This window comes from Komagataeibacter swingsii, from assembly GCF_003207895.1.
Taxonomy (GTDB): domain Bacteria; phylum Pseudomonadota; class Alphaproteobacteria; order Acetobacterales; family Acetobacteraceae; genus Komagataeibacter; species Komagataeibacter swingsii.
The window spans coordinates 1-1,468 of sequence record NZ_NKUB01000076.1; the positions used below are offsets into that span (position 1 = coordinate 1).

Here is a 1,468-nt window from a genome sequence, read left to right on the forward strand (position 1 = left end):
CTTGGCCTGATTACCGTTGCGGCCCTGCTGCCCGCGGAATGGGACGTGCGGCTGGTCAACCGCAATACCGAAGAACTGGCGGATGCGGATCTGGCCTGGGCCGATATCGTGATGACCGGCGGCATGCTGCCGCAGCGTAACGATACCCTCCACATCATCGCAATGTGCCATGCCTGCGGCAAGCCGGTGGTGGTGGGCGGCCCCGATGTCACATCCAGCCCGGCGCTTTACAGCGCCGCGAACTTCCAGGTCCTGGGCGAAGCCGAGGAAATCATGGACGGTTTCATCGCGGCCTGGCGCAGGGGTGACCGGCAGGGCGTGTTCGAGGCCCCGATGGGCAAGACCGATGTCACCAAAAGCCCGCTGCCGCGCTTCGACCTGCTGAAGCTGGACCAGTACCTGCATGTTGGCGTCCAGTTTTCGCGCGGGTGCCCGTTCAGCTGCGAATTCTGCGACATCATCGAACTCTACGGCCGGGTGCCGCGCACCAAGACCAATGCACAGGTCATGGCCGAACTCGACGCGCTGTACGCGCTTGGCTATCGCGGGCATGTGGATTTTGTCGATGACAACCTGATCGGCAACAAGAAGGCGCTGAAGAAATTCCTGCCCGACCTCAGGCGCTGGCAGGAGGAAAAGGACTTCCCCTTCGAATTCTCGACCGAGGCGTCCATCAACCTCGCGGACGATCCCGACCTGCTGCGCAGCCTGTCCGATACCAATTTCTTCGCCATATTCGTCGGCATCGAAAGCCCGGATACGGACTCCCTCGTGCTGATGCAGAAAAAGCAGAACACGCGGCGCAGCCTGCAACAGAGCATCGAGACGATCCACAAGGCCGGGATTTTCGTCAATGCGGGCTTCATCGTGGGCTTCGACAGCGAAAAGGGCAGTGTCGCCCAGGGCATGATCGACTGTATCGAGGATACGTCGATCCCGGTCTGCATGGTCGGCCTGCTTTACGCCCTGCCCACGACGCAGCTGACGCGCCGCCTGCTGGCCGAAGGCCGCCTTTTTTCCGGCGGTGAACAGACGCAGTCGGGCGACCAGTGCACGGCGGGGCTGAATTTCGAGACAAGGCGCCCGCGCCGCGACGTGCTGGATGATTACAGGACGGTACTTGCCGCCATCTATGACCCGGTCGCCTATTTCGGCCGCGTGCGCAGGCTGGGCCGGATGCTCAAGCGCGGGCGCGCGCACCGGATGATAAAGGGCGACCTGCGCAGCTTTGTCCGGCTCATGTTCCGCATCCACCGTGCGGGACCGGGAACAGCCGGGCCGTTCTGGCGCATGATGCTGGATTGCGCCCTGCATAACCCCAGGGCGCTGCCCTATGTGGTGATGACCAGCGCGCTATACCTGCATCTTGGCCCGTTTTCACGCCAGGTCATCGCCGAGATCGACCGCGAGATCGCGGATGTGGACCACGGCCGCTGGCACGCCCCGCCCGTCATGCGGCCCGTCGAGG

General features: G+C 63.4%; 1 protein-coding gene. It reads left to right on the forward strand.

Translation table 11 applies throughout. The features are described from left to right. Positions 1 to 1,468: B12-binding domain-containing radical SAM protein (locus tag CFR76_RS17355; RefSeq protein WP_110557943.1), on the forward strand; the 1,468-nt coding region annotated here is incomplete at both ends.